This window comes from Methanocalculus taiwanensis, from assembly GCF_024372745.1.
GTDB classification, from domain to species: Archaea; Halobacteriota; Methanomicrobia; order Methanomicrobiales; family Methanocorpusculaceae; genus Methanocalculus; species Methanocalculus taiwanensis.
Genome location: NZ_VOTZ01000001.1, coordinates 85,977 through 112,297, shown reverse-complemented (window position 1 = coordinate 112,297; position 26,321 = coordinate 85,977). Strand labels below are relative to the sequence as shown.

General features: G+C 45.5%; 14 protein-coding genes. 5 read left to right on the top strand and 9 right to left on the bottom strand.

Annotation, left to right across the window (positions count from 1 at the left end; translation table 11 throughout):
* Window positions 1-559: 559 nt before the first annotated feature.
* Both FTO68_RS00420 and FTO68_RS00415 read left to right on the top strand, forming a co-directional pair.
* Window positions 560-4,114: a DEAD/DEAH box helicase gene (locus tag FTO68_RS00420; RefSeq protein ID WP_255331374.1), complete on the top strand. Its 3,555-nt coding sequence runs from the start codon at window positions 560-562 to the stop codon at window positions 4,112-4,114.
* A 54-nt stretch (window positions 4,115-4,168) separates the two neighbouring features.
* Entirely contained in the window at window positions 4,169-8,581 is a 4,413-nt protein-coding gene (locus FTO68_RS00415; protein ID WP_255331373.1) for a sacsin N-terminal ATP-binding-like domain-containing protein, read from the top strand.
* Window positions 8,582-8,709: 128 nt separating this feature from the next.
* Here the strand turns inward: FTO68_RS00415 and FTO68_RS00410 are convergent, their stop codons facing one another.
* The 9 genes from FTO68_RS00410 to FTO68_RS00370 all read right to left on the bottom strand — a co-directional run bounded on the left by FTO68_RS00410 (window position 8,710) and on the right by FTO68_RS00370 (window position 20,933).
* Window positions 8,710-11,865: a type I restriction endonuclease subunit R gene (locus FTO68_RS00410; RefSeq protein ID WP_255331372.1), complete on the bottom strand. Its 3,156-nt coding sequence runs from the start codon at window positions 11,863-11,865 to the stop codon at window positions 8,710-8,712.
* The gene (locus FTO68_RS00405) at window positions 11,862-13,631 is read right to left on the bottom strand and encodes a Fic family protein (RefSeq protein ID WP_255331371.1); all 1,770 of its coding nucleotides are present in this window, start codon (window positions 13,629-13,631) and stop codon (window positions 11,862-11,864) included. Before FTO68_RS00405 ends, FTO68_RS00410 begins: the two co-directional genes overlap by 4 nt.
* On the bottom strand, window positions 13,628-14,902 hold the full coding sequence (locus FTO68_RS00400) for a restriction endonuclease subunit S (RefSeq protein ID WP_255331370.1): 1,275 nt from the start codon (window positions 14,900-14,902) through the stop codon (window positions 13,628-13,630). The genes FTO68_RS00405 and FTO68_RS00400 overlap by 4 nt, the downstream gene beginning before the upstream one ends.
* Window positions 14,902-16,458, bottom strand: a complete 1,557-nt coding sequence (locus FTO68_RS00395) for a type I restriction-modification system subunit M (RefSeq protein WP_255331369.1) — start codon at window positions 16,456-16,458, stop codon at window positions 14,902-14,904. Before FTO68_RS00395 ends, FTO68_RS00400 begins: the two co-directional genes overlap by 1 nt.
* Before the next feature lie 996 nt (window positions 16,459-17,454).
* Complete coding sequence (locus FTO68_RS00390; protein WP_255331368.1) at window positions 17,455-17,850, bottom strand: ASCH domain-containing protein; 396 nt, start codon at window positions 17,848-17,850, stop codon at window positions 17,455-17,457.
* Between the two features lie 58 nt (window positions 17,851-17,908).
* Window positions 17,909-18,397, bottom strand: coding sequence for a hypothetical protein (locus FTO68_RS00385; RefSeq protein WP_255331367.1), 489 nt, complete (start codon window positions 18,395-18,397; stop codon window positions 17,909-17,911).
* Between the two features lie 190 nt (window positions 18,398-18,587).
* A complete protein-coding gene (locus FTO68_RS00380; protein WP_255331366.1) occupies window positions 18,588-19,901 on the bottom strand; it encodes an AAA family ATPase in 1,314 nt (437 codons plus the stop codon).
* A gap of 127 nt (window positions 19,902-20,028) precedes the next feature.
* Entirely contained in the window at window positions 20,029-20,778 is a 750-nt protein-coding gene (locus tag FTO68_RS00375) for a hypothetical protein (protein WP_255331365.1), read from the bottom strand.
* Window positions 20,778-20,933 carry a hypothetical protein gene (locus FTO68_RS00370; protein WP_255331364.1) on the bottom strand — a complete coding sequence of 52 codons (156 nt, stop codon included), beginning with the start codon at window positions 20,931-20,933 and terminating at the stop codon, window positions 20,778-20,780. The genes FTO68_RS00375 and FTO68_RS00370 overlap by 1 nt, the downstream gene beginning before the upstream one ends.
* A gap of 531 nt (window positions 20,934-21,464) precedes the next feature.
* Between FTO68_RS00370 and FTO68_RS00365 the strand changes: the two genes are divergently transcribed.
* The 3 genes from FTO68_RS00365 (at window position 21,465) to FTO68_RS00355 (ending at window position 26,218) form a co-directional block, all read left to right on the top strand.
* Complete coding sequence (locus tag FTO68_RS00365) at window positions 21,465-21,623, top strand: hypothetical protein (protein WP_255331363.1); 159 nt, start codon at window positions 21,465-21,467, stop codon at window positions 21,621-21,623.
* Window positions 21,624-21,817: 194 nt separating this feature from the next.
* Window positions 21,818-22,066: a hypothetical protein gene (locus FTO68_RS00360; RefSeq protein WP_255331362.1), complete on the top strand. Its 249-nt coding sequence runs from the start codon at window positions 21,818-21,820 to the stop codon at window positions 22,064-22,066.
* 462 nt (window positions 22,067-22,528) lie between these two features.
* A complete protein-coding gene (locus tag FTO68_RS00355; protein WP_255331361.1) occupies window positions 22,529-26,218 on the top strand; it encodes a PKD domain-containing protein in 3,690 nt (1,229 codons plus the stop codon).
* Window positions 26,219-26,321 lie beyond the last annotated feature (103 nt).

The window sequence follows — 26,321 nt, the reverse complement described above, 5'->3', positions numbered from 1 at the left end:
CTTGAAATTAGAATCCGCAGGCATATTGACCATTTTTGGGTATGAATGGCATTAGGTGTGAACCAACCGATAACTAAGAAACTGCTTAAAATTGGAAATCGCAGGCATATTGACCAATTTGGGGTATGAAAGGCAATAGGTGTGAACTAACCGACAACTAAGAAACAGCTCAACAATTCAAATCAACTCCCTTCGCGGACCGCCCTGCTCTGAATCCCGGTATCGAAGAGCGATTATCCGCTCATAGCTGTCCGTTAATTGATATAACCTGCCTGGGCTGAGTATGGTCGCTTCGGGTGATAGAGGTGTGCGGTAGAGAGTACTTGCGGGGTAGGTAGCACGCAGGTTGATGTGGATGGATATGGCCATTTATCACAGATATTGAATGAAAAAGAATTCTCACCTGAATTACCATGTCGTGGTTAAGGAGTTATTGAGTTCAAATGTAATAACGGAAGATTTTTCTTTGAAGGGGTAGATTCTGCATCTGTTAATAGAAATTCAGTTTAGTTTTTTTATAAAAAAAATTGAACTTATAATGTCGCTTGGGGGATAATAATTGCAGGCTCTCTTTCAGATTGCAACAGTGGAATTAGCTTCTTTTTTAGAGAGTAGTTTCCCTGAGTTTTCAACTGACTGGTGGAATGAAAATGTATTTGACAATCTAAGCTTTCAACAGCAGAGATTTGTTGAAGAAAGGGGTTATAATTCACTTAAACAACTTGATTTTGCCGCACTACTAAGGATCTTAGATAGAAATTGGTATGATATATCAAATTTGTATTCCTTTCCCCCAGAAGGACGCTCTTGGGTAAAAGAACTACAAACCGTCCGAAATAAATGGGCCCATCTCTCCTCAGAAGAAATACCAAAAGAGGATTTATTCCGTGATGCCGATACACTGGAGAGGCTCCTCAAATTAATTGGTGCATCGGAAGACTCTCTTGAAAAGATAAATGAACAAAAACAATCAATTATCTCTATAGCCTTCGAAAAACGCTCAGAACTGAATAATACTACTGATTTAGTGTCAAATGCTACTGCTCTCAAAGCGGATGTAGATAGTAATAAGCCAAAGTTTGAGCGAGGGGATCTTGTCTCCCTTCGTTCAAATACAGAAATTAAATGTCCAATTCTAGAAGTCATTCCGGGCTATGGTGAATGTAGATATAAGGTATTTCAGGATTCTCGAACGGTTACCTATTATGAGAGCCAGTTACAACGGGTTTCTGAGTCTGAAACGACTCAGGAAATTCTTGATGCAGAGAAAGTAAAATCTTATTTGACCAATCTTCAAATACTCTCTCCTTCAATTAACAACCTTTTTTCGTTGCGTCAGGGTAGAATCCAGTTTGTCCCGTATCAATACCGCCCGGTATTGAAGTTGATTCGATCTGATCGACCTCGTTTATTAATCGCAGATGAGGTTGGCGTGGGAAAGACCATCGAGGCGGGGCTTATTATTAAAGAGCTACAGGCAAGAATGGATATCTCATCAATTTTAATCATCTGCCCCCGGACTCTTGTTACTGAAAAGAAATGGTATTATGAGATGAAGAGATTTGATGAATCCTTTACCTCTCTTGATAGCAACTTACTTAGACATTGTCTTCATGAATTGACTCTGGATGATGAATGGCCAAAACAGTATTCTAAAGTAATTATGCCCTTCTCTCTCTTTGATAAAAAATTATTATTTGGCAACTCTAATCAAAATAAGAGAAACAGAGAAGGGTTATTCTCTCTTTCACAACCACCAAAATTTGATCTGGTTATTGTAGATGAAGCTCACCATATTCGAAATTCAGATACATGCTTGCATCAGGGAATTCGGTATTTTTGTGATAACGCAGAAGCGGTAATTTTTCTCACAGCGACTCCCGTTCAATTAGGGAGGAAGGATTTGAACACTCTTCTTAATGTCCTGCGTCCAGATTTGATCATCGATTCATCGAGTTTTGACATGATGGCAGAGCCAAATCGTTATATTAACGAAGCTGCTCAGCACTGTCGGAGAGGGGAGAATGATTGGAATAAAAATGCTCTTGCCTGTTTAAATCAAGTGGCTCAAACCGCCTGGGGTTCACAGTTTATCCGGGAATCATCTGAATTCCAGAAGATATATGATAATCTACACGAAGAAAACCTCACTGATGCTGATCGGGTTCAATTAATACGCTCTATTGAAGAATTGTATACATTCAGTTCTTTGATCAATCGAACCCGCAGGCGTGATATTGGCGAATTTACTGTAAGAAAACCTGAAACAATCGAAATTGAATGTACGCCTTCTCAGAAAGAGTTGCATGATACTCTACTTGATCTTATTCAAAGAATGTTAGCGTATAGCCATGATAATTCAAATATTTCATTCATGATGACGATGATTCGGCGTCAGGTTGCCAGTTGCTTTTACGGTTTGGTACCACTTTTTGAGGATATGCTCAATGGACGTCTCAACAAGATTGAATATGCTGAAGCAATTGATGGTGATTCTGATCCTGATCCTGAGCTTGTATCTCAATTTCGTTCTGAAATCCAGAATCTCATCGTTCAAGCTCGAGAATTAGATCCCTATGATCCAAAACTGGAGGCCTTCATAAAGGTAATAGAAGATAAAAATACGTTGCCAAACAATAAGATTCTTTTATTTAGCACATTTCGTCATACTCTTGCATATCTTGCGAAAAATGTCGAAAACACGACTCTGCGCTATGGATTGATTCATGGTGATGTTCCCGATGACGAGCGTGCAGAAATCAGACATAGATTTGGATTGCCAAAGGAAGATCCATTGGCAATTGACATTTTGCTATCCTCTGAAGTTGGTTGTGAAGGTCTTGACTTTCAATTCTGCGACTTTTTGATAAACTACGATCTTCCCTGGAATCCAATGCGGATTGAACAAAGAATCGGAAGGATTGACCGATATGGACAAAAGAGCGAATCGGTGGCAATTGTTAACTTTATTACTTCTGGAACAATTGAGGCTGAAATCTACAATCGGTGTCTGTTACGAATAGGTGTTTTTGAACATTCAATTGGTGGAAGTGAGGAGATTTTAGGAGATATTACGAGAGAGATCCACCAAATAGCTGAAAGATATACTTTAACTAATGAGGAAATGGAAAGGAGGCTTCGTCAACTTTCAGACAATATGGTTCGTCGTATTCAGGAGGAACAGGAGTTAGAATCCAAAGAGGCTGAGCTTATTGGTCTTAATATTCCAAAAAGCACCTGGCTTCAGGATATTGAGTCTGCTGAGAGTTATTGGCTCTCTGCTGAAGCAATTCAACGATCTGTTACATGCTATCTCAAGGAGCGTCTTGGTGGAGAAGGTGAGTATCTGCTCGGAGAAAAGGCAGTAAAAACGTTAAGAGTGAATAAAGATGGAAGAGCAGCCCTACTCCAGGATTATATCCGAATACCTCATAAATCTGATCCAATCTTTCGAATGTGGGAGAAATGGTTAAAGGGAGACAATCCTGTATTTCCAGTAACATTTGATCAGGAGGCTGCAACAGAGGATGAAAAAATCACGTACCTCTCAGTCCTTCATCCCCTGATCAAACAAGCAGCATCTCATCAGGAACATCAACAGGTTGTTTATACCGCTCTTACAATTCAGGACACGGAATTGTCTCCGGGTCAATATCCATTTGGTGTCTATCACTGGAAAAAACAGGGTGTCAAACCTGATGATGTGATTGTTCCGGTTGCAACAGATCCAATACTTGAGGAAAAAATACTCTCCCTTCTTCAAACTGCCGAAGGTTCAGACTTTAACGATCATATTGATTCATCGGTTTTCGATGTGCTGGAAAAACGACATTATACAAAATGGATTGCAGCTCGCGCCAAACATATTGATGAAAACCGGCAGCAGGTTGAATATCGAATTCAAAGTCTAAAAGCCAGTCACAAGTCCCGCCGTCAGGTAATAGAAAACCAGTTGAAAGGAACTGCGAATAATAAAATTCAGATCATGAAGACGAGTGAGCTGGCCAGAGCTGAACAGGACTTTGAGCTGCGAATGAAGGATCTTGAAAAAGATAGGGATAGTGGAGATATCACCGCTGAGCCTGTGGTGTTTGGATTGTTAATTAATTTGTAGCTGTGTGGTATCTCTAATGAAATCACTTGATTTTTTCTGGAGGATGTGATATTGGTGTTCTCAGAGCAATATGAGCATATTCAAGAGATAAGAAATAGAAGAAAGGCTGATCCAGATACCATAGAGGACTTAAATAATATGTTAGAAGAAATATCTACTCGTATTTTTAAGAGTGGTTTTCATTTTTTATTTGAAATCATTCAAAATGCTGATGATGCAAATTATCAATCCAATAATCCCTCACTCTGCTTCAAACTTGTTAAAAATGATCCCACATCTTCACTTGGATCTAAGGGTGCATTCATAATAGAAAAAAATGAAACTGGATTTACCAAGGAGGATGTAAAGTCTATATGCAGAGCGGGTGTCTCTCCAAAGAGAAATAGCCGTGCCTTTATTGGAGAGAAAGGAATAGGGTTTAAATCTGTTTTTCGTGCTACTGACAATCCACATATTTTTTCAAATGGCTATCACTTTTGTTTACCCGCCAATAAAAATGATGGCACGATAGGTATGGTTTTACCATATTGGGTTGATTGTATTCCAGAAACTATTGATCCATCTCTTACAACAATCATACTGCCACTCGACAAAACAGATCTTTCATATGATGACATGAAAGAGAACCTTCTTCAATTTGATCCAAATAGCATTCTTTTTTTAAATAAATTAAAAAATATATCGGTTGTGCTTGACGGCGAAACCATCTTTTCTTTAACAAAAGAGGTAATTGATGATTATTATATTAGTACAATTCAAGAGATTAGTAACGATGGGAAGAAAAATTCGAGTATAAAGAGATTCCTTCTTTGTACAGATTCTTTTGATAAACCTATTGAGATTACTTCTGAAGAACGTAGCAATTGCCATGAGAGTAGCATATCTATTGCATTTCCTCTTGATGATGACTCTACTGGAGATGGGAAATTTTTTGCCTATCTCCCAGTTAAAAAAATTCCTGAAGTTCCATTCCTATTAAATGCTGACTTTTTACTCATCTCATCAAGAGAGGATGTTCATGTTGACGACCCATGGAACAAATGGCTCATTAGTTGCGTCCCGAAGGTCTTTGTGAAGGCATTCGATAAGTTTCTTGATATGGATGAATATTCCAAATCTTTGTACAAATTTATACCCCTCAATACTTCTGATGACTTTTTTCAACCTGCAATAGAGTCAATCATTGACGCTCTCAAGGGTATGGCAATTATCCTCACTGAGCCTGGTGGAAAAAGGGTCAAGCCAAATGAAGCTTTTCTTATATCTAAGGACTTACGTTCTCTTTTATTCGAAACAGATTTGCCCAAGTCATTGTATACACACCGTGTTGTTATTGAAGGTATCCAGGTGTATAACAAACAGCTAAAAGCACTTGGGGTAGAATCTTACCCAGATGAGTTTATTCAAGAATTCTTCAGAGATGTGGATTGGATAAAGAATCATGATTTTAACTGGCTATTGAGATGCTATCAATATTTTGCTTCACATAAGATCGATGTATCTCATTGCCCGATTATTCCAGTGGATACCCATGATGGGTTGCAATGGTTTAGTAAAGAGGAAGAAGCAATTTATTATCCCTGTAATGAAGAATTAAAGTCGTTTATTAATGATATCCCTGATTTTATTCATATAGATCTAAGATTTTTAAGTGCTGATTTTTTTAATGAAATTCTACAGGAGACAGAAACTTGCCGCTGGATAGAGGATACATTGGGGATTCAAACCCTTAATGAGGAATTGATAAACGAAATTTCGTTAAATTGGGTAAATAATCATTTCGAAGGGATGAGTGATGATGAAATAATCAACGCTTCTCTTTATTTTTCTGAAAATCTTGGTTCACTTTTAATCAGTCGGAATATCCCAATAATAATTTTTAATGGCGAAAAAAAATTGTTATCGATGGTGAAATCACAGCCTGGATTACAGGCAATAGTACCACCCATGAAATTAGATACAGAGGCCGGATGGCAGAATATTTTTACTACTTATGAAGAAAGGGATAATCTGGAGATACTTTCAGATTATTATGTAACTTTTGCGAAAACGAACGATACTTCTGATTCAATCACTCATTTTTTCCAGAATATTGGAGTGAACTTCTATCCCCTTCCTTTGATGGTAACGCTCTCCTTGGAAAAGGATCAACTAGTACCATTAGGTTATGATTATGAAGCTGAATGTGCGGAAAAAGTGAGATCAACACGTGGAAAAAAAATTATTAATTGGAAACCTTTTGAAATGCTTAAATATTTCACATTTTTAAATAATGACCAAAAAGAAATTTTTACAAAAAGTTTATTAATTTGGCTTAAGAATCAAAAGCCAGCTACAACATCTTCCTTTGTCCAAAAATATCCCTGGCAAGAATTAATAATTTATTATTTTTATTACTCTTGTATTCCTAAGCCTTTTAATTCAGAATTGCTTCAAGAACTCAAAAAGAAGAGTTGGCTCCCAACAACAAAGGGATTTTATCGTCCAAACGATGTTTTTATTCAATCCGCAGGAATAATTGAGATTTTTGAGTATTCTGTTCCATACTATGAGGGGCAAATTAGTGATAATCTTCAAAAAGTTTTTAAACTTCTTGGGGTAAGAACAGAAATAACATCTGTAGATCTTGTGGACTATTTAAGTTCTTTATCCACTCGAAGTGATATATCTATAGAAGTAATCGAAAAGATTTACAGGCGTTTATCAAGTATTCCCTCTTTCCCTCCTGATTTGAAAAAACGTTTCGAAAGTGAAAAACTATTTTTCATTCCATTGAATGATACAAATGGGAAATGGGTGTCGAAGGATCAGGTGATATGGAGGGATAGAAGCCAGGTTTTTGAGGATGATTACAATTATCTCCAAAAATACTATCCGAAATTTAAAGACTTTTTTGTAAACATACTTGAAGTAAAGAGCGATGTTGATTCCGAATGTTTTGCCAATAGATTGTTGCGCCTTCAGGAAGAAATGATTAGTCAAAGTCAAGATTATCCAGAGTTATTACCTAAGATCTACAATGAATTACAGAAAATCTCTAATCTTGCTATACGTCCCTCTTGGTGGAATGACTTTCAAAGAAAAGTAAAGATTTGGACTACAAATTCTACCTTTGAAACACCAGATTTGGTATATATACCTGATGATGGTGACCTCAAAGAAATTTTCGAGGGTCCTGAGATTCATTTTGTCTGGTATCCTTCTGATAAAGCTCGCTCATATTGGGATTTGCTGTATAAATCGCTTGAAGTTAAGAACATATCCGAAGTGGTAAAACGATCAATTGTGAGGAAGAATGTACTTGGACCCTGTTCAAAGCCCCACTACCTTACACCATCTGCCAAAATTCTGATTCTCGCCTGGCTTTTTGAAAAATATTATGATGAGATATATAAAAAATTGGTCGACAATAAGGCAGTTGAATTACTTCTTGAAACACAGGAATTCGAAATATCTGACTTAGAGATACAATATCAACTGAAATCCAATAAGATAACTAAGCAGCATTCTGCATACTGGGATCTAAAATCTAAAACATTATTGATTTTAAATCAACCTGATAAACATATTAAACCTGGCGTTTCCAGAGCAATAGCACGAGAGCTAATCATTTTAGGTGAAATTGAAAATAAAACCGCTGGAGATCTAACTGAATTCATTGAACTTGTACTTAATGAGGACAAAAATTATTGCATACAAAAATTATCTGCGAATAATTGGAGATGTCCTGACGAGGTCAAAGATTGGTTAAGAGAAAAAGATCTCATTAGTGGAGAACATGAAACCACTCTCATTCCAATTGAATATTTTGAGAAAGAGACTATAATCGAGAGTTCGGACAACAAAATTTTATCAAGTCAGGTTAACTCTAAAGATTATACCGAGGATTTGTCGCAAAATGTCGATGAAGCAATTAGTGAACGGTCATCTCAGTCCTTTGAAGATGAGGAAGGGGAAGAAATTGTCGAATTGCCAACGAAAAGTTCTCCCAATCCGGAAAGGCGATATGAACTAGTTAAAAATAAAAGTAAAAACGCTCCTGAAAAAGAAAAAGAAACCCGAGAACGCTCTGTATCTGTGAACCTACCTCCCGTTAAGGAAGAAGCAAAACCCTACCTCCTTGATCATTATACCAATATAGATGGTGATATGATTTGCCAGATTTGTAAAAGTAAACTTCCATTCAAATTGGATGATAACCAATATTATTTTGAAACAGTTCAATTTTTGGGAGATTTAAAGAAACATCATAAAGAAAATTATCTCGCTCTTTGTCCTAACCACAGTGCGATGTTTAGACATGCAAATCAATCAAAGATGCAATTAAAGGATTTATTTCTTAATATGAAAGGATGTAGATTGGAGGTTACTTTAGCACGCAAACAGAAGAGTATCCACTTTACTGAAGTGCATATTTCTGATCTAAGAGCAATAATCGACTCAGAAGAAATGGGCGATGATAAATGAGTGGCGGATATAATTCGGGAGTCGTTGACTCCCGAATCTCTGGATCGGTAAGATTGTCAATGGCGGTGTAAAAATGCTCACTTGTGGCGCCAATTCCCTTTTGATTGTCAAAGATTCTCATCTTTTCCCTACCCCCCCGCATAAACACTCTGCCCGGCCCCATAATACGCATCATAGACATGCTGGAAGACTGCGATCGTCTTCTCTTCATAGAGTTCCGGGGTATAGGCATCCGGCAGGCACTCATCCAGCATCTTGCTGATGGTCCGCCGGACATCTGATAGCGTCTGTTGGCGTTTACGCCAGTCAAGGACCAGCTTCTCTTCCTTCAGGGTGGCAAGCAGTTTTCTGGCGGTTGCCTTTACCCTCTTTCGGTCGGCAGCTGAGAGCTCGATCATCGGCTTTGTCAGCAGGTCAAAGATGGCAAGCTCTTCTTCATCCAGCTGCTCGCTGACCGTCCGCTGTTCCTCTTCATTCAGGCTCTTCGTGAAGGCAACGAGCTGGTGGAAGAGCTCATCATCGCTTAATCTCCCGGAATTGTATTCCTCGATCATCTTCTGGAACTGCTCAAGATAATTCATCCGGGTGCGATTGAGCCGGACCATCTTCATCATCTTCTGAACAACCTGTCCCTTCAGCTTCTCGTTTATCGTCCGTTTCTTCCCTTTTTTAAACTGTTGTGTGAGCAGATCAAAGTCAACATTACTAATGTCTATCAGGTGATCATCCTGATATGGCTGCTCTGCCTCCCGTATGAAGTAGCCATCGGTTGCTATGGAGCGGTCAAGCAGCCCCTCCACCTGCTCCATCACATTCGAGATATCAACAGGCGGGATGAGCGAGCGGATTGCGTCTGCGATGAAACGGATCGGTGAGACCTGGGCGGCGAATCGTCTGGCATCCGGATCGGGGAGCACCGCTTTATATAGCCGCTGAACGGTATTTGCAGAGTCAAGGAAACGGCGTTTGACCTCTTCTGAAACAAGGAGGGCTTCCACCGCCTGATCCTTCAGGGCGATTCTGCCAAAGCCTTCGGCAGCCTGTATCGCATCAATATCGACACCATGATCCTCGCAGAGGCTCCGGGTTTCAGAGAGAGCATGCTCAAGGGCGGCAACGAGGGCAGCTTTATCTTCTACCGGGGTATCGCCCTCTCCACCTGCACCATAGATGGCAAGAGCCTTCTCAAGATTCCGAAACACCCCGACATAATCGACAATTAACCCGCTTACCTTTCCGGGATAGACCCGGTTTGCCCGTGCAATCGTCTGCATCAGGGTGTGGTTCCGCATCGGCTTGTCAAGGTACAGGGTGGAGCAGCTCGGCACATCAAAGCCGGTAATCCACATTGCACAGACAAAGACCAGCCGGAAGGGATCGTCTGAACGCTTGAAGCGTTTCTCAAGATCTTCCTCAACCATCCGTTTCCGGTGGGGGCGGATATCAAGCCCTTTCTCTGCCATATCCGCGATCTCGTTCTGACCCTGCGAGACGACGACCGCCATATCCGTCTCTCTCATCCAGGCGATCGTCTCAAGGAGCTCTTTTCGATCATCACCCCCAGCTCTGTTACATTCTGCAACAAGTTCACTGATCTTTGTATCCCAGTATCTCCTGACCTTGTCATGCATCCGGATGGCGGTCGCCTTGTCGATTGCGATCATCATCGCCTTGCCCCGGAATCCCCGTCCGGTGAAATGATCGACGAGATCGCGTGCAATTGCCTCGAGCCTGTCATCCCGGGTGATCAGGTGGTATTCCCGTGCAAACTCACGCTCAAGCTTCTTCTCCTGTGCCTCATCAAGCTCGACATCTTCGAGGAGCTCTGCCATATCCACATTCAGGTTCTCGTTTGTAAGCTGGAGCTGCGGGATACGGTTCTCATAATAGAGCGGAACGGTCGCACCATCAGCCACTGACTGTTTGAAGTCATAGACGCTGATATACTCGCCAAAGACCTGGCGGGTCTTCTCTTCGGTGACGATTAACGGGGTGCCGGTGAAGGCGAGGAAACCTGCATTCGGAAGAGCAGTCCGCATATTCATGGCAAGGGTGTCGTACTGGCTCCGGTGTGCTTCATCGGTGATGACGATGATATCACCCCGTTCAGAGAGTACCGGATGTTTCTCACCTTTTTCGGTCCTGAACTTGTGAATGAGGCTGAAGACGTACCGGTGATCCTCGGTGAGCAGCTGGCGGAGATGGCGGCTGCTACCAGCCTGGGCTCTGCTTTCGGTCACAACCCCTGCTGATACGAAATTCCCATAGATCTGATTATCAAGCTCCTGCCGGTCGGTGATGATGACAAATGTCCAGTTACCGGGGACTTTGCGGAGCACCTTCTGTGAGAAGAAGATCATCGAGACGCTCTTGCCGCTCCCCTGAGTGTGCCAGAAGACACCGAGCTTTCCATCCCGCTCCCGGATGTCGGTGAGGGCATCGATTGCATTGTTGACACCCAGGTACTGGTGGTTCTTTGCAACCAGCTTGATAAGTCCGCCTGTTATCTCCTGAAAGAGGATGAAGTTCTCGACAATATCAAGGAGCCGGGCGGGTTCACAGATCCCATGAAGCATCGTCTCAAGTGAGATCCGCCCCGGCTCTTTCTCGCTCCCCACCTTCTTCCATTCGGCAAAGTGCTCCCACCCTGCGGTGACGCTGCCGACCCTGCTCTGGCTTCCGTTTGAGACGATGATCATCGCATTTGGCCAGAAGAGCTGAGGGATGGTGTCTTTGTAATCACGGATATTGCTGGTGAACCCCGTCTCAAGTCTGCGGTGGGCGGCTTTCAGCTCGACCAGAAGGAAAGGAAGACCGTTGACGAATCCCACCAGATCGGCCCGGCGGGTATGCATCTCCCCGGTGACCCAGAACTGGGAACAGAGGAGGAAGTGATTATTTGAAACTGTCTCCCAGTCGATGACCCGGACAAGCTCAATCGTCTCTCCCCCACTCTCCGGATCAGCCACCGGCACCCTGATACCGTTCTTCAGCAGGTAATAGATCTCGCGGTTTGCGGCAGCCATGCTCATCCGGGAGCGATCCTGGGTGAGGATGGCAATTGCCTCATGGATCGCTTCAAGTGGGGCATCAGGGTTGATCCGGAGCAGGGAATTGTGGAGATATGTCTTCAGAATGACTTCAGATTTCGTCTCCCGGCTGAGGGTGCTCACGCCATGATCAAACTCATCATAGGCATTGATCGCCTCCCAGCCAAGCTCCCTGAAGACTGCAATGGCGGGCTGCTCAACGAGGGCATCCTCTGTATACCCTGCCGGTGTCAACTTTCCTCCTCCTGAGCTGCTTCGATAAGTGCACGTCCGGCAGCGGTGGTGCGGTACCGTTGTTTCGGGCTGCGTGGTTTATCTGGGATTGTTCGTTCGATCAGACCGTTTTCAAGAGCTGGTTTTAGAAATTCCTTGAGAAAATGGACGCGGTCATTCAAATTTAGTTTGATTTGAAGTTCAGATGCTGAAACATCATCTAATGCACACTGTAACAGGCTGAGAACTTGTGGGGTACTTGTGGGGTACTTGTGGGGTACTTGTGGGGTGCTTGCGGGGTAACTTGCGGGGTAGTTGTGTGTTTTCTCCCCGCTCTTCTCCTCATGGTCCACTCCGATAAGAGCCCGTCCGGTGGCTGTAGTGTGGTACCGTTGCTTGGGGCTGCGTGGTTTATCGGGAATTGTTCGTTCGATCAGACCTTGCTCAAGAGCTGGTTTGAGATAGTCCTTGAGAAAATGAACACGATCATTCAAATTGAGTTTTGTTTGTAGTTCAGAAGCTGAAGAATCATCTAATGCACAATGTAACAGGCTGAGAACTTGTGGGGTACTTGTGGGGTACTTGTGGGGTGACTTGCGGGGTACCTGCGCGGTACTTGCGGGGTGCCTGCGTGTTTCCTCACCGGTCTTTTCCTTATCGCCAATCGGCATTGGAGAGAATATCGCAGAGAAAAAGCTCCCCGATGTGAATTCAGGCGCAGGATAGCCAAGCGATGTTGCACCATCCCGCATCCGCTTGATTCCTGTCCCGGCCTTTTCGATATAGGCAATCCGGTGAAGGAGATCCGCGATGAGCGGGTTTCTCCGGACACTCTTATTGCCGAGATCGGAAACCTGCATCCCTTTTGGGAGCCCGCCGGGGCTTGAGACTTCGATTCTGTCACTGAAGATCTCGACAAAGACATTTGCACCTTCGATGAACCAGTCCCGGTGCATGACCGCGTTTGTGATCGCCTCCCGGAGTGCTGCCATCGGGTATTCGGGGATATCCTCCCTTTGGAGTTTCTCGATCCGGTAGGCGGTCCGTGTGTTTCGTTCGATGAACCGGAGTGCATCCTCGATATCCGCGATGATGCCGCCGTCGAAGTCCTTCCGGTCGAGGATATGGACTTTCACGGTTCCTTTGAAGAGGAGGCAGGTGATGTATGCCTGGTTGAAGAACCGCCGGGGATCTTTTGCAAAGAAGAGGACACCGGCGTTCCTGAAGAGCAACCTCCCGCCGGACCGTTCTGCCGCCTCGATATTGACGAGGATATCCTCGACCGATCCGTCCCGGTAGATGCTGCTCTTTCCAAGCCAGTTCCTGAATTTATCGGTATCAAAATCTTCCGGATAGGAGAACCGGGTGTTTATCGCATGATCGAACCGGATCGCCCCCTCCTGCTGGAAGAGATCCCGGATCTCATTTCTGGAGAGCTTCTGCGAGACTGCCCCAAGCCGCCAGAAGAAGCCGTCACTGCACTGGACCGGCTTTTCAGTACTCTCCCGGACCGTCACCACCGTCACCTCGCCGATCCGCTCAAGCACAATCTTCACCGGGGGATCGCATTTCCGGGCGATATCCTGAATTCTGGCACGGAGGTCATTGGTATCAGGAAAACCCTTCACGGTCCCGTCATCCCGCACACCGAGGAGGATACGCCCCCCGGCGGTATTGGCAAATGCGACCAGCTCACGGGCGAAGGAGTCGTTTACTCGCTCCTTGTACTCGAGCGTGACGCCTTCGCCCTCCTGGAGGAGGATGGTGAGATCGGCGGGGGTGGTCATGTCATGGCAGCCTCGGGGATTCTGATATTCAGATCTGAGACATCCACCTCACCGGAGATAAGCTTTGGGAGAAGGAGGTCACGGGTGGTGCGGAGGTTTTGATTCTCTCTATTTAATGAATAAATCAAGTTGAATTGTGGTTGAACAATGTCCTGAAATTGCTTCAGAACAGATTCAGGGGGCTGAGCCAATGTATACTGCTCAAAGCATTTTTCTGTAACTCTCTGACGCCCTGTTGCTCCAGTCATACTCTTGATTGCATGATCTCGGAAAGTATCACTTCTTGACATTAGATATACGTACTCAGGACAGGCCGTTTTAGAACGGAGAACGATGAATTCTGTTGATCCACAAGCTATAGTATCATCAGTTGGCAAGAATTGAACAAATCCGGTCTTACCATTTTCAAGACAGGGAGTTATTCTCGCAAAAAGGGTGTCGCCATTTTGGAAGCGGGCTCCACTTGGTTTGTCTCGAATCTCAAAACCTTCAATTAACATTGAATTTTCTGCAAGGCTTCCCATCGGAACAAAAATAATTTCTTCCGATTTGGGAACAGGAATTCGTGGTCGAACCTCAACGATATCTAACATGCTCTTCACCTCCCACCCCTCCGGAATCTGCCCCAGAGGCGAGTCCACAAACCGGGCGTGCTCGTGGCCGGGGAAGCGGAATTTGACGAACCACTCGCGGTAGAGGTTCTGCGCCATCTCCTCAAGGATTTTGATGCGCCGGGTATTGTTCTCGATGAGGTCATCATAGGCGGAGAGGATGGTGGCGATCTTGTTCTGTACCTTTATAGGAGGTATATTAATTGTCAGATTAGGAATATCTGCTAAACGCATATGTTCAACGGTTGCACCAGAGCCAAAACCTTGGATTTGTCCCTGCAAATCATCAGCTAAAAGGGAATATAGTAAAAAATCTTCATTGAGATAATTTGGATTAACGCGAAAGTGGTAAAGTCTTTGTCCGAGAAAAATACTATCTTCTGTCCGTATTTTCCCCACATCTCCAAGAGGTGCTTCACGAGTTAAGATAATATCACCCATTTTTGGGATTAATCTACGTGTCCACTTCTTGAAAATTTCCTCGGTTACATAACGAACATTTTCGCAATCAATAAAACCATTCTTTATATTTGAGGTTCTGATCATTTTATATGGTGTTTCATAATCTACAATTGGTGCTGTGCGATTGACGCAATCTGTGTGCTTTGCACATAGATCAATAATTGGAACCCTTTTCCAACCAATTGGACATTCCCCCATCACTCCCCCTCCAGCAGCTTCCCCACATTCTCCGCGATCCGCTGCTCCAGTTCCCTCGCCTCTAGGTTGAGCAGTTCCAGCTCCTCGTTCAGCTCCTCAAGCCGCTCCCTGAAGTCGAAGTCATCCTCTTCCCGTGCCTTTACACCGACATACCGGCCGGGATTGAGGCTGAAGCCCTGTGCCTCCACCTCCCCGATGGTTGCCACCTTGCAGAGGCCGGGGATATCGATGTAGGTTCCGTCCGGGAAGTGCTCAGCCATCAGCTCCGCACTCTCATGGAGGTTCTCTGCCGCCTCGCCCCGGTAGAGGCGGGCGATGTTGGCGAGGAACTCGATCTGGGTAGGTGTCCAGTCACGGTGGGCACGGTCGACCTGGGTGTAGATATGCCGTGCATCGATGAAGAGGATCTGATCTGCCCGGTCGGTCTTCCGTTTTGCCTTGTCAAAGAACCAGAGGGTGCAGGGAAGGGTGACGGTATAGAAGAAGTTCGAGCCGACGGCGACCATCACATCGACGGCACGGTCGGCGATGATCTGCCGCCGGATATCGCACTCGGAACTGCGGGCGTCGGATGCGGAGTTCGCCATCACAAAGCCCGCCCGCCCGTTCTCGTTGAGTGCACTATAGAAGATCTGTATCCAGAGGTAGTTGCCGTTATCAACACGGGGGAGCCCGAAGGGGAACCGGGGATCATCCTTCAACCGCTCCTTATCCACCCGGTCCACATTGAAGGGGGGATTTGCCATCACGAAATCAAATCTTCCGGGTGATTTGTGGAGATCCTCATAGTAGGCGTTCCCCTCGCGGATATCCCCTGAAAGCCCGTGGACGGCGAGGTTCATCTTCCCAAGCCGGACGGTCTCCTCGACCTTCTCCTGCCCGAAGATACTCAGCTCGGTACCCGGATTATTCCGGTGCTCCTCGACAAACCGGGCACTCTGGACGAACATGCCGCCGGATCCGCAGGCGGGATCATAGATTCTCCCATGGAACGGCTCGATGATTGCAACGATCAGCCGGACAAGTGCAAGCGGGGTGAAGAATTCCCCTCCCTTCTGCCCTTCTGCCCTTGCAAAATTGCCGAGGAAGTACTCATAGATCCTCCCAAAAGCATCACCCTCTATATCCATCGGAACCGAGTTCATCGTCTTGAGGAGTTCCATCAGCAGGGCATTCTCAAAGCGCTTGTAGTTCCGGGGGAGCACTCCCTTCAGATCCGGGTTCCAAATCTCAATTGCCTGCATCGCCTCGTTGATTGCTTCTCCGATATTGGAGCCCTCCGTAATCCGCATCAGGGTGCTGAATCGTGCCTCCTCAGGCAGGTAGAGGACACCCTCTGCCTTGTAATCGTCAGGACCGATCTTTCTCCTCCTGCTTCCGCTCCCTTCGCCCTCGATCCTCGCTGCTGCCTCCTGGAACCGGTGATCGGCATACCGGAGGAAGACGAGCCCGAGAACAGGAACAGAGTATTCGGACGATTTCAGCTTGGAGTTGGCACGCAGCTCATCGGCTGCTGCCCAGAGCCGGGATTCGATATGGTTTCCGTTATGGTTCATGGAGTTGCTACCTGGTTTGCTTTGTGCGATTGAATTGTAGAGGAGAGATCGGCAGATGGATCGGCAGGATGGATCTGCAATGACACTCCTATCTGGGTAATCTGAAAGATTACTCTCTCTCCACCAACGATAAAGACTTTTATTTCTCATTCCATGAACAGGATTGATTGAATCCGGAGGGTTTAAAGACGGCAAATGTGATGATGGAGAGGAACAATGTGGCGGAATATCTTCCTGCAACAAGGATTTCCCATGAATTTTGAAAAAGAGTGGAATATGGGCGAATTAAGGGTTCATCTGCAACTACCCGGAAACTAAATGGCAACGAAAAGGGCTGTATTCTGTGCTTGAAAACCGTGATGTTAATGTGGAATTGGCGTCCGGAGTTTTCTGTGCAACAAGGATTCTCGTTAAATTTTGAAACCGGGCAAACTGAGAGGGAATAATGGTTTATGTGAAACTATCCGGCAACATCACATTGAGCCCATTGCGAGGGTGAAAACCGGGATCAGAGGTGCGAAAATATTGCTCCGAAATGCCCCTGCAACAAGGATTTCGGTTTGATTTTGAAATAAGGGGCAAATATGGTTGAAAAGTCTTCGAAGTGAAACTACCCTGCAACCACCCAGCAACTAAATAGCAACGAAAAACGGGCAGCACTGTGTGGTTGAAAAACGGGATGGAAATGTGGAATTGCCGCCTGGAGAATTCTATGCAACAAGGATTCTCGTTAAAATTTGAAACCGGCTAAAATGAGGGGGAATAGTGGTTTATGTGGAACCACCCGGCAACATCACATTGAGCCCATTGCGAGGGTGAAAACCGGGATCAGAGGTGCGAAAATATTGCTCCGAAATGCCCCTGCAACAAGGAGTTCGGTTTGATTTTGAAATAAGGGGCAAATAGGGTTGAAAAGTGTTCGAAGTGAAACTACCCTGCAACTACCCGGCAACAAAACCTGAGTGTATCTATACGCCCATTTAAAACCCCTCTTGGTCATGCTGCGTTCTTGATCTTTGAATAGAAGGCATCATCCACATATTGGAATGATTGGGGGGGCATAAACTCCGGATCGCAGACCTTCGGATCAACCGGTCTTTCAAGGGGGTCTGTCTTTCCAATCTCAATGGCATATCCTCTCTTCCTCCCTTCAAAATATGAGAAGAAATCCTCCTCACCTATCCCGGCTGCCTCCTTGCAATGTTCCCAGAGGGCGAGAGGATCATCTTCAACCACAGATCGGATAGTACATGTACCGACAATCTTTTTGACCGGGCTGCTTGAATAGATGACAATCTCATGGACATCAGGATGTCTGAAGATTACCTTTCGGAACTCGAATTTTTTAGAGCCAACAAGAATTTTATCTGCATATTTGGGTTTAACTGACATTAGAACTCTCATCCGTTCAACCCCTCTTGATTCTAAATCTGGATTGTCTCTCCGGTGTTTATATCCTGCTTGTCATCCTACGTATGAGCTCTGTATACCAGTCTTCATCACGAAACCATCGCTCCCTCACCGCATGTCGAATCAGCGCCTCTTTGTCATGGAAACCCTGATGGCATGCAATATCATTCAGTGCTTTGTGAGGGTCCTCACTCACTATCGCCGTTCCGCTTCTGCTAAATGATCGATACATCTCTAATGACTTCTCGACAATAGCCTTTTCGAGGCTCTGAGGGATGAATATGAAGTGAAAATGGAAGGAAAAACGATCATCTCTATCAGAAACCATTGATATGATACGATCTGCCGGATCATGCTCGATAGAAATGTCTCTTCTTCTCTTTGTTTGGAGGAGCCTGCTCATGGATTCTGAATATGTTGTGAGTAAATATGCAGGATCGGAGTAGTCTGCATCCTTCATGATGACAAAATGCACATTCATTATCCTGGTGCCGAAGAAACCCATGATTGCCGGCACATATTTGTCCATCAATTCATGTCCATTGTCAGAGAGAATGATGCAGCTATGCTTTGAACAATGGTAATCCGAACGATAGCATTTCTGAAACTCTCCCAGATCCTTATGGATACAGAGTGGATCTATGGAACATTCCAGCTGAACTACTTCATCCAAAAACCAGCAATCATGTTTCCCTTCACATAAAATAGGGCGAATCAATTCAGATCCCCCGGAGATCAATATTGATAGTCTCGATATCTTCGAGAGCTTCTGCTCCGGGTATCTCTTCTGCCTCTATTGTATGAGTATCCAGCCGTGGATGCATTTTGATGATCTGGACTGAATCGAGGCAGTTGTTCTGGTCTGCAACCTCAAGCAGGCTTTGAATGAGGTCGTTGGAATGGGTTGAAATAAAGAATTGTGTATCACTCGAGCAAAAGAAGATTGCATCGGCGAGCATTTCGATATATCCCGGATGGAGTGACAGCTCCGGTTCTTCCAGAGTGATCACGCCGTTCTTTGCAAGGACACTTAAATAAAAAATCTTAAGCATCGATTTGAATCCATCTCCCATTGATGACAATGGAATGATCCGGTTCTGTCCGCGTAATGAAACAAAAAGTCCGTCATCCGTCTTTCGTATGTCCTCGATATAGGGTATTTTAGAAATAATGCGATGATGAGATTCGGAGATCAGGTTCTTTCGAACCACTTTATCATGGAGTTCCTCGACCCTGCCTGATTGACAATCTGTATCGTAATCGCTTACAAAGCCTGTTGATTGATGTGTATGAGAATATATTGCATGAAAATTCTTAATCCGATACCTCATAAAATCGAATATCTCTTCCTGCTGCCGCACTAGTCTCATATTCTCGTCTTCAAGAATTAAATAAAGAAAAATGGGTGATTTCTCAAAAAACCCGGATATTACAATCTTCTTCTTATGGTATAGATGTGATTCGAGTTTCTTCTCCACATTTTTGATATAATTCTCTAATCGCTCATCATCATCCTCAGTTTCCACATCCTCATAATGTAATCGACGCTGACTATCTGATGGAAGTGATCCGTCAAGCCGTAATTGTTGCATCTTCTGTGAATTCGTTGATCGAGATCTTTTCTCCTGAAAGAACCGTGACCGAATCCGATTGATAGTGTCGGGTTGATTAAAATAATCCTGTGTTATTTCGTTGAAATACTCTCGAATTAAAGCTCCACTCCCATCTGTTGGGTATCCCTCTGAATAGTAACGTATCGAAATAGAACTGTTATTATATGAAATGTCAATAGGTTTCTCAATATCGTGAAAAAGGTAATCCATTGAATATTTATCAATAATCTCTCCTAAAACATAGACTCCCAGCGAATCCTCGCACTTGTTCTCACTGGATTTTAATAATGCAATTGCCTCGAGAGCAGATGATTTACCACTGTTGTTTGGACCGACAAGGATATTGATACGTTTTGGTGTAAATGATATCTCATCGATGGCTCGAAAATTCTTTATTGAAACCTCATGAATATCATTCATATGATGAGTGATGGTGTCCTGATGTCATTTCTATCTTACGATTAAGAATGAATTTTGTGTTTTGCCCTGCTCATCTTACCCTCCAATAACAAAAAGAAATGTGATTCAAAGCTACTTCCCCCCCCCTTCACACCACCTCCTCGATCCCCGGCAGGTGCCGGTACAGCGCCTCCCTGACCTCGGCCGCCGGCCGGCCGGTGCGGGTGGCGATGGCGGTGATTCTGTGGTTGATGATGCTGATCGGATCAGCTCCCTCAAGGTGGAGGCCGCGGCCCCAGGCACGGTAGCGGGCGGCCGCCTTCTTTCGGCTGGCCGGATCCGGGTTGGCACCCATATCTGTGCCTGACCCAGCCCCAGCACCAGCCCCCATATCTGCGGAAGCCCCCTCAGCTGCACCCGCACGTGCACCCGGATTTGCCCCGGCTGCCAGAGTTGTTCCGTTGGCTGCGATGTCCGCAAATTCGCGGCCGATCTCTTCCCGGAGGAGGGCATCCTGCTCGTGCCTTCGGGCGTTCCTTTGCTCTGCCGCCGCCCTGAAGGTGGTGGTCGCCTGGTTCAGCTCCTGCTCGATGGCATCAAGTTCAGCCCTGACGCGGTCAAGATCCTGCTGTATCAGGCTATACCTGATACCGGCCATCCTCCCGGCCATAGCTTTCTCTTCCTCTCCGGCAGCTCCATATGCCCCGTTTGCCCCGTTTGTCATGCCGGTACCGGCTGTTCCGGCTGTTAGCGCAGTTCCGCATATCCCCGATGCTCCGGTGAAGTACTCGGTGAAGAGCCGGGAGGCGAGTGCCGATATGGATCGGCCTTCTTTATGGTAGGATTCGAGATAGGGATGGAGATGATCGGCAAGGGAGAGGGATTTCGTGAACGCCATCAGCAGATCTCCCCGATAACGATCTCTTTCGCAGCTGGCTCATCTTCCGCACCTGGTTTTTCTTCCGGAGAGCGTTCTTCCTGAATGATGGCATCTGTGCCCGGAATATCATTTTGAAACCCTGGGCACTCGTCTTTCGCATCTGTTCTGTGCATACAATCTCGTTTGCAGAGATAGATAAAAGGGGTTAGCCGTGCGGGGTGTGAGTGTTTTTTCCACAATCAAAAAAAAGGGCAAGGGGGGTGGGCATTCCCCGGACAACAACTGCTATCGTGTTATTCGTGTTGGCTATTCTTTCGTTTTCAGGGCGTACACTCCTTCTGATGGAAAACTCTCTTCTGCTCAGTCTGTTTCTGCTCCCTTCAGGGTCACCCTCCCCGGTATATAGAGCCTCACCGTGCATGGTGTGAGTGTTTGTGCGGCTTCCCGGGCAGAAAAAAGCAAAGGAAAAAGATCGTGGTATTGTTGTGAGCAGTACTAGTACAAGAGATAGTTACCCCCCCCTGTCACCTTTCTGCAATCAGCAGTCATCCTCCTCGTAGCTAAAACAGTTATGTAGAATTCAGTATGCAACGTGAATCTTCAGTGATATATTTTTATGAGATGAGACAGGGATTACTACGTATGACTCCGTCTGTCACCATTGATGAAGTATATCTTGAAATTAAAAAAAAATTCAGAATACCATGGTTAGACGGGAAGATCTTGATGCCCTTCTTGATACCATTGAGATACTAAGCAATCCTGAAACGATGGCAATGATACAAAAGAGTGAATCTGACATTGCTGCTGGGAGATTCAGAGAAATCTCCTCAATTGACGATCTGCTTGGCGAGTTGTCCTGATGGAATGGACTATTCAGAGGACAGACACCTTTATCGAGAGCCTCAGGAAATGTAGGGATAATAATATTGATCACCGCCAGCATGTCTATGACTGATTATAGATATTAATGTGAAATATCATCGAGACTCCATATTACCTCGCCCCTAGCCTCTACCAACATAAGTATATATGCTAAAACAATTCATCCAAGACTATGGCACTCGCTGAGATGCTTACCCCGGTTTCTATCGCCATCCAGCTGATTATTGTAATCCTCGGATGCTATGCTGGCTTCAAAATGAAAATACAGGCAGGATTCCTCTTCGCACTCACATTCCTGCTCTTTGCAGTCTACGATATGACCTCGATGATGGGATATGGAGATGACACGCTTGCAATCATCAATATCATCGCATCCCTCTCTGCCCTCGGAGGTATCTACCTGCTCGTGAAGCCGGCATAATTTTCCTAAATCCCCCTCCCCAATTTGGTTCAATTCAAACATCACTCAGAACACACTGTACTATTTCGTGTTAATGGCAGCGTTGGTCTCAAATACAAAAAAGGTCTGAGGAGCCAGCTCCTCGCTGACAACTCTCCTCCCCTCTCCCCTCGCTTCCTCGATCCCCGGCAGGTGCCGGTACAACGTCTCCCCGATCTCGGCCCCACGCGCACCAACACGTACAAATACACCTGCACTGCTTGTACCTGCTGCACACCCGGTGCCTGGCCCTCTTGCCGTCCTGCTCTTTGGTTCCGTCTATCCCGCCAGTGCCAGATCCGCATCTGCACCCGCACCTTGGGAATGTATGGATCAACGGTGATGGTCATACCACGTGGGTGATATTTCACTGAAAAAAAGGCATTATTTTTGATTTCTCAATATTTGAGATAGTATTATATACAACTTAAGATATTGCTATGCATGCTATCATATTGGAAGGTACGGTTTCTACTACTGTTTATTGCACTCTGTCTGCTCTCAATCATCACAACTGCTGCGCTCTTCGATGGCGGGGGACGGATTGAGGCACTCGATCAGGATTATATCTTTGATAGGGCATGGGGTACAACAGCTCTGCCCGGAGAGTTCTTCAACCCGCGTGGAATCGCATTTGACGATAATGGCAACATCTATATCTCCGATACACAAAATGCCCGCATACAGAAGTTTTCGCCAGACGGGGTATTCATTGCCGGATGCGGATCATATGGATGGGAGCCGGGAGCGTTTGGTGAGCCGCATGGTATTACTATCAATGATACCGGGTACCTGCTTGTGACAGACTCTGGCAATAACCGTATCCAGATTTTTTCACCGTCATTGGAATATGTACAAAGTATCGGCTCATACGGACATGGTGTGGGAGAGTTTGACTGGCCGCTCGGTATCACGACAAGGCCGGACGGATCCATTCTTGTTGCAGATACAAACAACCACAGGATCCAGATCTTCTCTCCATCCGGAAGCTTCCTCTCATCAATTGGGTCAGAAGGAACAGCAGATGGCCAGTTCATGTACCCAAATGATGTTGCAATTGACGGTGCCGGGAACATATATGTCATCGATCTTGGCAACAACCGCGTACAGGTTTTTTTTGAAAACGGGACGTTCCTTCGGAGGTGGGGAGGCACCGGTGATGCCTCTGGCATGTTCAACTGGCCGCAGGCTCTCACTGTGACTGATAACGGAACCGTGTATGTCGCCGATTCAGGAAACAGCCGTATACAGACATTTACTCCGGAAGGCGTCCACCTCTCCACCTGGAATTATTATTCAGAAGAAAACAGCAGTGAATTTTCTCATCCGGGTGCAATTGCGGCTGGTCCGGGAGATGTCATTGGTATCTGTGACTCAGAAAATCATAGAATCGGGATCTATACTGAGAACGGACTCCTCCTGAACGGTTTTGGAATATATTCGCATGGTGGTGATGGTGAATTCTGCCGTCCGACAGGTATTGCCGTTTCCCCGGATGGCGGGATACTCGTCTGCGATAATGGCAACCAGAGAATCCAGAAATTCTCTTCCGATGGAGCGTTTCTCTTCAGGTGGGGTAGTCACGGGAGTGGAGACGGTGAGTTTACCAATCCGTTTGGAATTGCAACCGATGCGAACGGGAGTGTTTTTGTCACTGAAACAGATAATTTCCGTGTACAGAAATTCAGTGCAGAGGGAACATTCAATTCAATCATTGGCTCATATGGGAATGGCCCTGGTGAGTTCAATACGCCGCGTGGGGTGGTGGTATCATCGAAAGGAGAACTAATTGTCGTTGATTCTGCAAACCACCGGATCCAGAGATTCTCTCAATATAGCGAGTATCTTGGAGAATTCGGATCCTATGGCTCCGGAGATCTTCAGTTCTCCTCCCCGATCGGAGCAGCCATTGGTCCGAATGGAATTCTCTATATCGCAGATACCGGAAACAGCCGGATCAAAAGATATTATACAAACGGGACATTCATCAGCATGTGGGGTGTGTGGGGAAATCAGGGTGAGGGAGAACTCAACAATCCGCATGGAGTTGCGGTATCGCAGGCAGGAGAGGTCTTTGTCGCTGATACCTATAATGATCGGATCTGTATCTTCTCAGGTGAAGGGGCATTCCTGGAAACGTTTGGCTCATATGGCTCGCAAAACGGCTCTTTCTTCAATCTCCATGACATTGCCGTTGATAGCGAAGGCTCTCTCTATGTTGCAGATACACACAACCATCGGATCCAGAAATTTGTTTCTGTTGAAAAACCGCTGGTAGCCAATTTTTCCGCAAACCGCACCTTCGGCAGAGCACCTCTGTCGGTACGCTTCACCGATCTATCGAGCGGATCACCTGATGCCTGGAGCTGGGATTTTGGAGATAGTGAACGATCAGATCTCCAGAATCCGGTTCATACCTATAGGTCAGAAGGGATTTATACGGTACGCCTCACCATAACAAATGAGAAGGGAAATGATACCGAAACAAAGGAAGGATATGTGGTCGTCTTCGGAGATCGGAGTTCTCCTCTCATTGTGAACCACACACATACCAATCTTTCGAAAGTGCCACTCTCTGTAATTAAACGGGCAACGCGATCCCTCCATATTGCCTATTCGCATACATCACATGGGAGCCAGATCACCGATGGTATGACCGGGCTGATAGGATTTCCAAATGCACCATACGGGGGATCAGTATACCGGTGGAATCATGGTGGAACAGACGGAGCACTGGATCTCCATGACTATGCAATGGAAGGCGATCTCGGTAACCCGGATCGCATATCCTGGGCAAACCGTACCAGGGAATACCTGGCCGCTCATCCAGAAACAAATGTCATCGTCTGGTCATGGTGCGGCCAGGTCTCCACCTCGACTGAGGACGATATTGAGTTGTACCTCTCGCTGATGAACACAATTGAATCGAAATACCCGGATGTACTCTTCGTCTATATGACAGGTCACCTTGACGGCACCGGTGTTGAAGGCAACCTGAACCAGCGAAATGAACAGATACGGACATTCTGCCGGGAAAATAACAAGGTTCTCTATGATTTTGCTGATATAGAGAGCTATGATCCTGACGGGAACGGATACCTCGCCAGGTATGCAAACGATGGCTGTGATTATGAAGATGGAGGAACTACCCGGAACTGGGCGATCGATTGGCAGAACAGCCATAACGAAGGTGTGAGCTGGTACAACTGCAATGCCGAACATAGCCAACCCCTGAATGCCAACCTGAAGGCATATGCAGCATGGTGGCTCTGGTCAGGGCTTGCCGGGTGGTCACCTGATCTCCTCAGGGCAGATTTCAGCGCTGACACTCATGGCGGACCAGCCCCGCTGCTTGTCTGGTTCACTGATACCTCGGCAGGAAATCCCGGGATATGGTCATGGGATTTTGGTGATGGTACACACTCCACACAGAGAAATCCATCTCATATATATACGCAACCCGGGGTGTATACGGTGAACCTGACAGTTCAGAATGACAATATGACAAATACCCTCTCCAGGGAGAATTATATTACCGTTGTTGAAGGGGGGTCGATGGTTTGTGCAGGACAGCGACATCTCGCCACCAGGATGAATGGTACAGTGCCGATCTCGATTGTGAATATCACCCATGCAGATGGAATCTCTCTCTATCTCACCTTCAACCCGGTGCTTGCCAGTATCATTAATGTCACAGTAAACGCCTCTATCTCGACAAATACGACACTTAACTGCACAATCGATAATGCAACCGGCACAGCTTCGTTCTCTTTGAAAAGGTCGCCTGAGACCTTTTTCGCAGATACAGCACCACAGCAGGTGCTTGATCTGCTCTTCAATGCACACATGCAACCGGGGAATGGATCGATCGGGATTGCAGATGCAACCTTCTCTCTTAATACAATGACCTATCCATTTGCCAGGGTGCAGAACGGTACACTAACAGTCCATCTCAGGAGTGATTTGAACAGAAACAACCGGATCGATATCGGTGATGTTGCAAAGGTAGCATGGATGGCAGCAGGTCTGATTCCCCAGGATCCCGAGGCAGACTTCGATGGAAAAGGGACCGTTGACGGCGCAGATGCGGCAAGGATTGCCTACTTCTATGTGGGGAAGATACCAACCATTTAAAGATTTCCCCTGTGTAATATACTATAATTTTTTATTATTTAGTTTTTAGAATGGCTGAGGTTATTCAAAGGTTTTATTTCAGTATACATGTATTAGAATGTCA